General features: G+C 37.9%; 8 protein-coding genes and 1 other RNA gene. All 9 read right to left on the bottom strand.

Annotated features, from left to right (window positions below):
• An RNA gene (gene rnpB / locus ABZC96_RS06805) (RNase P RNA component class A) lies at nt 1-169 on the bottom strand; the annotation flags it as partial.
• A gap of 105 nt (nt 170-274) precedes the next feature.
• A complete protein-coding gene (locus tag ABZC96_RS06800) occupies nt 275-553 on the bottom strand; it encodes a heavy-metal-associated domain-containing protein (RefSeq protein WP_373029996.1) in 279 nt (92 codons plus the stop codon).
• Nucleotides 554-730: 177 nt separating this feature from the next.
• Nucleotides 731-1,600: a succinate--CoA ligase subunit alpha gene (gene sucD, locus ABZC96_RS06795; protein ID WP_373029995.1), complete on the bottom strand. Its 870-nt coding sequence runs from the start codon at nt 1,598-1,600 to the stop codon at nt 731-733.
• Nucleotides 1,601-1,603: 3 nt separating this feature from the next.
• A complete protein-coding gene (gene sucC, locus ABZC96_RS06790) occupies nt 1,604-2,776 on the bottom strand; it encodes an ADP-forming succinate--CoA ligase subunit beta (RefSeq protein ID WP_373029993.1) in 1,173 nt (390 codons plus the stop codon).
• Between the two features lie 185 nt (nt 2,777-2,961).
• A complete protein-coding gene (fumC, locus tag ABZC96_RS06785; protein ID WP_373029991.1) occupies nt 2,962-4,359 on the bottom strand; it encodes a class II fumarate hydratase in 1,398 nt (465 codons plus the stop codon).
• A gap of 238 nt (nt 4,360-4,597) precedes the next feature.
• Entirely contained in the window at nt 4,598-5,155 is a 558-nt protein-coding gene (locus tag ABZC96_RS06780) for a Fe-S-containing hydro-lyase (RefSeq protein WP_373029990.1), read from the bottom strand.
• Nucleotides 5,156-5,164: 9 nt separating this feature from the next.
• Nucleotides 5,165-6,016 (bottom strand): fumarate hydratase, encoded by an 852-nt coding sequence (locus ABZC96_RS06775; RefSeq protein WP_373029989.1) that lies wholly within the window; start codon nt 6,014-6,016, stop codon nt 5,165-5,167.
• Between the two features lie 9 nt (nt 6,017-6,025).
• A complete protein-coding gene (mdh, locus tag ABZC96_RS06770; RefSeq protein ID WP_373029988.1) occupies nt 6,026-6,976 on the bottom strand; it encodes a malate dehydrogenase in 951 nt (316 codons plus the stop codon).
• A 266-nt stretch (nt 6,977-7,242) separates the two neighbouring features.
• Nucleotides 7,243-7,366: NADP-dependent isocitrate dehydrogenase (locus tag ABZC96_RS06765; RefSeq protein ID WP_373029998.1), on the bottom strand; the 124-nt coding region annotated here is incomplete at its 5' end.

Here is a 7,366-nt window from a genome sequence, read left to right as displayed (position 1 = left end):
GTGGGCTCTTACCCCACCCTTTCACTATCACCACCGAAGTGGCTACCTACTTTCTGTTGCACTTGCCCTCAGATTACTCTGGCCATCCGTTAGATGGAGCCCTGTCTCACTTGCAGCCCGGACTTTCCTCTCGTGACATAATGTCACCAGCAACTACCTATTGCACCTTGGTGAAATTATAGCATATAAAAAGGGATTTGTTAAGAGTTATGATTAATATAAGAATAGTTGTAATCTTTTAAAGTAAAAAAAGATCAGATAAAAATTCTCCAGATTAACTGTTCATTTTACCTATGGCACATGAAACAAAACTTTTTGCTTTTGCTGAAGTACTATTCATAAAACTCATCTCTTCTTCAGCTAAAGGATAACCGAGTTCTCTTAGTGCTTTGGCTAACTTATTTACATCCTTATTTTCTATATCTAAAGTAATTTTACGTGGTAGAACTTCTAAATTGACTTCTATCTCCCCAAACTCTTTGGCCAGTCTACTCTTAAGTGTAGAAGCACACCCACTACACTTAACATTAAAGACTTCAAACGATTTCTGCATAAATAACTCCTGACGATTTAACATACGAGTATTATAGTCAAAAAAGGTAAATAAAAAAAGTATAGTATGTTTATTTTTTAATCAAATGTGATAAAAATGGAGAGTTTAGAGAAAATATGTGGTGTGGGCAAGAATGCCCACTAACAGTGTATTAAAATTTTACGAAAAGGAATAGGATTAAGAAAGAACTTCTTTTACGGCCTTACCTATCTCAGCTGGTGATACAACAACTTTAACACCTGCTGCTTCAAGTGCATCCATTTTCTCTTTTGCCGTACCTGCAGAACCAGAAATAATAGCACCTGCATGCCCCATTCTCTTACCTGCTGGTGCAGTTTGACCTGCAATAAATGCAACTACTGGCTTAGTAATGTTTTCTTTGATGTACGCTGCCGCTTGAATTTCAAGATCTCCACCAATTTCACCAATCATTACAATGGCTTCAGTCTCAGGATCTTCTTGAAACATTTGAAGAAGTTGCTTATATGAAAGACCGATAATTGGATCTCCACCGATACCAACTGCTGTTGTAATACCAAAACCTTCATTACAAACTTGGTTTGCACCTTCGTAAGTTAAAGTACCTGATTTAGAAATTAGACCGACATTTCCTTTTTTGAAGATCATACCAGGCATGATTCCAATTTTACACTCTTCAGCAGTAATAACACCTGGACAGTTTGGCCCGATTGTCATCATGCCATTTTTAACAGCACAAGCTTTTGCAGCTTGCATATCACGTACCGGTGCACCTTCTGTAATAATAACAGCAAGTTCAATACCAGCAGATGCGGCTTCCATTACAGCGTCAGCAACAAATGCAGGTGGAACAAAAATCATAGAAACTGTAGCACCTGTAGTATTTACAGCATCTCTAACTGTATTAAATACTGGTTGACCAAGGTGTGTTTGTCCACCTTTACCAGGTGTAACACCACCAACGATTTGCGTACCATAATCCATACATTGTTCAGCATGGAAAGAACCCTCTTTACCTGTAAAACCTTGAACGATAACTTTTGTATCTTTGTTTACTAAAATTGACATCTTTTACTCTCCCTTTGCCGCTGCTACAGCTTTTGCTGCACCATCACCTAAATCATCACCAACGATAAGGTTGGCAATGTTTGCATTTTTCAAAATTTCTGCTGCTTCTGGTGCATTTGTACCATCAAGTCTTACAATTACCGGTACATTTACATCTGTGATCTTAGTTGCTTCAATAATACCATTTGCAATTCTGTCACATCTAACAATACCACCAAAGATATTTACAAAAATAGCTTTTACTTTAGGATTTTTAAGAATGATCTCAAATCCTTTTGCCACTGTCTCAGCATTTGCCGAACCACCAACATCAAGGAAGTTTGCAGGAGTTCCACCCATGTAGTTGATCGTATCCATAGTACCCATTGCAAGACCGGCACCATTAACCATACAACCTATTTCTCCATCAAGTGAGATGTAAGAGAGACCATACTGAGATGCTTCTCTTTCATCTGGATCTTCTTCAGAGATATCTCTCATATCTTCGATGTCAGGGTGACGTCCTAGTGCAGAATCATCAAACCCCATCTTTCCATCAAGTGCCAAAAAGTCACCCTCTGCTGTTTTGATCAGTGGATTGATCTCGATCATCTCAGCATCATTTTCCATATAAAGTGTATAGAGTTTAGAAGCAAAGTCAATCATTTTCTTTTGCTCTGCCTTGTCTGTGATACCAAGACCAAATACAAGTTCTCTTCCATGGTAACCTTGGAAACCATAAGCAGGATCTACTGCAATCTTAATGATTTTTTCAGGAGTGTCATGTGCTACAGTTTCAATGTCCATACCACCTTCAGTAGATGCCATAATAATTGGCATTTCAGCTGCACGGTCAAGTACTACAGAGAGATAAAGTTCATCTTGGATGTTTGCACCCTCTTCAATGTACACTTTTTGAACAAGTTTACCTTCTGGTCCAGTTTGATGCGTTACCAAAGTCATACCTAGAATTTCAGTAGCAAGTTCTCTTACTTCATCTTTAGACTTAGCAAGTTTTACACCACCGCCTAGTCCTCTACCACCTGCGTGGATTTGGGCTTTAACTACCCAAATGTTTCCACCAAGTTCTCCTGCATTTGCTACAGCCTGATCAGGTGTATTTGCAATAATACCTCTAGGTGTTGGAACACCATACTTTTGGAATATTTGTTTTGCTTGATACTCATGAATATTCACGTGTACTCCTTTTTATATAATGCAATACTATACGCTGAAAGAGAATAAGAGTTGATTAATTTGCCTATAAAAGATAGTAATTTTAGAAATATGTTATGTATTTACACATTAAATTAGTACGTTTTAATTAGATTCAATATTGTAGAAATATTTTGTCCCTTTTTGTAACAAAGGGACGTGAGAAATTATCCTTGTGCTGCAATCATCTCTTCAGGTTTTACATTTTCATCAAAGTCTTCTGCAGACATAAAACCAAGTGCTACAGCTTCTTCTTTAAGTGTTGTACCATTTTTATGTGCTGTTTTAGCTATCTTTGCTGCATTTTCATACCCTATATATGGATTAAGCGCTGTTACCAACATAAGCGAATCATTAAGAAACCTATCAATATTTGCTCTGATCGGTTCAATGCCCACCGCACAATGTATGTCAAAACTTCTCATAACATCTGCTAACAGTTTAGTTGACTGTAAAATATTGTATGCAATCACTGGTTTAAATACATTTAGTTCAAAGTTACCCTGAGATGCAGCAATACCCACTGTTGCATCATTACCCATAACCTGTACAGCTACCATTGTCATAGCTTCAGCCTGAGTCGGGTTTACTTTACCTGGCATAATTGATGAACCCGGTTCATTTGCAGGAATTTCAATTTCACCTAAACCACATCTAGGACCTGATGCCAGCCACCTGATGTCATTGGCTATTTTCATAAGATTTGCAGCCAGTGCCTTAAGTGCACCACTTAATACTACTTCAGCATCATGGCCTGTAAGCGCATGAAACTTATTTGGTTGAGAAACAAATCCATAATTTTTTGCCATAAACTGGTTAAGCTGTACTACTACTCTTTGCGAAAACTCTGGGTGTGAGTTAAGACCCGTACCTACCGCTGTACCACCAATTGCAAGTTCTTTACAGTATACGAGTGCATCATTAATTTGCCTGAGGTTTGTTTCTAACATAGAAACATACCCGGAAAGTTCTTGACCGAGTGTAAGTGGTGTTGCATCTTGGAGATGTGTTCTTCCTATCTTCACTATATCAGAAAAAGTTTTCGCTTTTTCATCCAGTGTTTTTTTCAATTGAGATAGTGCAGGTATAAGCGTATCTGTTACAGCTACAACTTCGGCGATACGCATAGCTGTAGGATAGGTATCGTTTGAACTTTGTCCTTTATTTACATCATCGTTGGGATGTACCAAAGTTTCTTTTATAAAGTCTCCACCTAAAATCTCTGTTGCTTTGTTGGCAACCACTTCATTCATATTCATGTTCGATTGCGTACCCGAACCCGTTTGCCATACAACAAGTGGAAAATTGTCATCAAGCTCTCCAGTGAGCACCATATCACATGCCTTAGATATCGCCGCAGTTTTTTCATCATTTAAACGACCTAAAGAATGATTGACCAAAGCACAGGCTTTTTTCAAGTTTGCAAAACCATAGACAATTTCAAGAGGCATCTTTTCATTGCCTATCTCAAAATTATGTACAGATCGTTGTGTCTGGGCTCCCCAGTATTTTTCAGCAGGGACATTCATCTCTCCCATTGTATCTTTTTCAATTCTATAATCCATGGGTAATCCTTTTAAATATCATTATTGCTTATAATACTCTGTTTAGGTTAATGAAATATTTACTAAGATAAAGAAGTTAAAAAAAGAGAAATAGTTGTGTGATGGGGAGTATGTAACACTATATTTATTCAAATACAATGTTACTAAATTTAAGTATATTTTTGAGCTTTAGCTCTTGTACGATTTGGGCTTAGCCCCCTCACTTGTTCTGAACTTTGGTCCATGTACGATTCAGGCTTTAGTCCTTGACCTCATATTGTGCACGACCCATTTGGTAAATGTCATTACCTTTTGTATCATTTACAACTGTTACAGGGAAATCTTCCACTGTAATCTTTCTGACAGCTTCTGGCCCTAATTCCGGATAAGCAATCACTTCGGCTGAACGAATCTGTTTACCAAGTAGTGCACCTGCTCCACCTGTAGCACCAAAATAGATACCATCATACTCAACACAAGCATCTTTTACAGCTTGATTTCTTTTTCCCTTACCGATCATCCCTTTTGAACCATGTTTTAACATCGTTGGAGAGTAAGAATCCATTCTGTAAGAAGTAGTTGGTCCTGCACTGCCTATAGGGTCACCCGGTTTAGGTGGAGTTGGTCCAACAAAATAAATCACTGATCCTTCTAGATCAAATGGAAGTTCTTCCCCCGCTTCTATAAGATCTACAAGTCTCTTATGTGCAGCATCTCTGGCTGTATAAATAGTACCATTTAATAAAACAGTATCTCCAGCTACAAGTTTTTTTGTATCTTCAGAAGTAAGTGGTGTTGTTAAAGTATATGTTGCCATCTTTTCTCCTTATATTGTGATATGTGTATGTCTTGACGAGTGACACTGAACATTTACAGAAACAGGAAGCGACGCGATATGACAAGGGTTTGACTCAATATGTACAGCCAAAGCAGTTTTTGTTCCACCCATACCCATCGCACCTATTCCAAGTTTATTGACCTCTGTTAATATTCGCTCTTCAAGCTCAGCCATTTCTGGGTCTTCATGCTTGGTCTCTAAGTCTCTAAAAAGTGCATGTTTTGAAGATATAACTGCTTTTTCAAACGTTCCACCGATTCCCACACCAATCGTAATTGGAGGACATGGGTTACCACCTGCATCAGAGATGACTTCTTTTACATACTCTACGATACCATCTTTACCAGCAGCTGGAGGGAAAACTTTTGCACGAGAAACATTTTCAGAACCACCACCTTTTGCAGCATATTCAATGTCGATCTTATCACCAGCTACAATATCAAAATGAATGATAGCTGGAAGGTTATACCCTACTGTATCCTTCAAGTTTAAACGGCTGAATGGTTCACATGTTGAAGCTCTTAAGTACCCCTCAGTATAACCCTCTTCTGTTCCTTTATTAATAGCATCTCTCAAAAGACCACCATTAATACGCACTTCTTCCCCAACATTTACAAAAAATACTGCCAAACCAGTATCTTGACAAAGTGGTCTTTTCTCATCTTTTGCGATGTTTGCATTTTCAAGTATCTGACGAATAACCTCTTTACTTACGGGTGACTTTTCAGCCTGCATAGCAGCTTCAAGCGCATCATAGGTATCTTGTGGTAGATCTGTACCACAATGCATGATCATATCTTTAACTGCTTTTACAACAACATCAAATTCAATTTCTCTCATCTATAACCTTTAGCCAAAAAAATTCTTATCTTTAAGTACATTAATCATACTTCTTACTGATTCAACACTTGCAGAAAACTTTGTTTTTTGATCTTCGTTCAGTGTCATTTCAAAAAGCTTCTCTACCCCGTTTGCACCAAGTGCTACTGGAACACCAGAAACTACATCAGAGTGACCATAATGACCATCCAAATAAACTGCACATGGATGAATCTGTTTTGTATCTTTAAGAATAGCTTCTACCATGATCGCTGTTGATTTTGCCGGAGCATAATACGCTGAACCTGTTTTAAGGTAACCAACAATCTCAGCACCTCCATGCTTTGTTCTCTCTACTACTTCAGAGATTTCTTTATCAGATAAGATATCAGTCAATGGTACACCTGCAACTGTAGAAAACTTTGGTAATGGTACCATATCATCACCATGTCCACCCATCACTGAAGCACGTATTTGACCTGATCCGTAACCAATTTTTTCAAAAATGAAATGTGCCATTCTTGCAGAATCAAGAATTCCTGCCATACCAACAACTCTTTCTTTTGGAAAACCTGATTCTTTCAGTGCAACATATGTCATTACATCAAGAGGATTAGAAACCATAATAATAATTGAATCAGGTGCATATTTTTTTACATCCTGCACTACTTCTTTGGTGATCTCTGCATTGATCATAAGTAGATCATCTCTACTCATTCCTGGCAACCTTGGACTTCCAGCTGTAATAACCACTACATCCGAATCTGCTATTTCAGCAGCATCATCTGCTGCAGTAACAATAGTATGTGATCTTGCAGCATTAGCTGCTTGAGACATGTCTAATGCTTTACCTTTAGCTATCTCAGTATTTCTATCTCTTAATACAACATGGTGGCATACACCATTCATTGCAAGAATAAATGCTACAGTTGCACCCACATTTCCAGCACCGATAACCGTTACTTTTTTAGCTTTTTTCATTATAATCCTTTAAGTGAGAACTATAGGGGACCTCAAGGCAAAACATAACTCATAATTTATGTTATCAATTATGCTTTGCGACAAAAGAGGCTTACATCAACCCTATGTTATTTGAGACAGAGTGTCTCGAAAGTATCTTTTTACACTAGATACTAAAAGTGTTGCAGAGAAAACTCCTCTGCGGAGTTTTACTATAATACTAAAATGTCATTACATTTTAGTGACAAGTATTGCACCAACATGGTGCAATACTCAGTAAATTTTACTTATATAGCGTCAATAATACTGTTAAGTGTAGCAGATGGTCTCATTGCTTTAGCAGCTAACTCATCATTTGGATGGAAGTATCCACCAACATCTTGAGGCTTACCTTCAACTGCAAGAAGCTCT

The sequence above is a fragment of the Sulfurovum sp. genome (assembly GCF_041551015.1).
In the GTDB taxonomy this organism is placed as follows: Bacteria; Campylobacterota; Campylobacteria; order Campylobacterales; family Sulfurovaceae; genus Sulfurovum.
This window is presented reverse-complemented; position numbering and strand designations above follow the sequence as displayed.

Bases quoted from the DNA above. Each gene is read 5' to 3' on its own strand.
- ABZC96_RS06775 (WP_373029989.1), bottom strand. From the start codon at position 6,016: ATGAGAGAAATTGAATTTGATGTTGTTGTAAAAGCAGTTAAAGATATG.
- fumC (WP_373029991.1), bottom strand. From the start codon at position 4,359: ATGGATTATAGAATTGAAAAAGATACAATGGGAGAGATGAATGTCCCT.
- sucD (WP_373029995.1), bottom strand. From the start codon at position 1,600: ATGTCAATTTTAGTAAACAAAGATACAAAAGTTATCGTTCAAGGTTTT.
- mdh (WP_373029988.1), bottom strand. From the start codon at position 6,976: ATGAAAAAAGCTAAAAAAGTAACGGTTATCGGTGCTGGAAATGTGGGT.
- ABZC96_RS06780 (WP_373029990.1), bottom strand. From the start codon at position 5,155: ATGGCAACATATACTTTAACAACACCACTTACTTCTGAAGATACAAAA.
- ABZC96_RS06800 (WP_373029996.1), bottom strand. From the start codon at position 553: ATGCAGAAATCGTTTGAAGTCTTTAATGTTAAGTGTAGTGGGTGTGCT.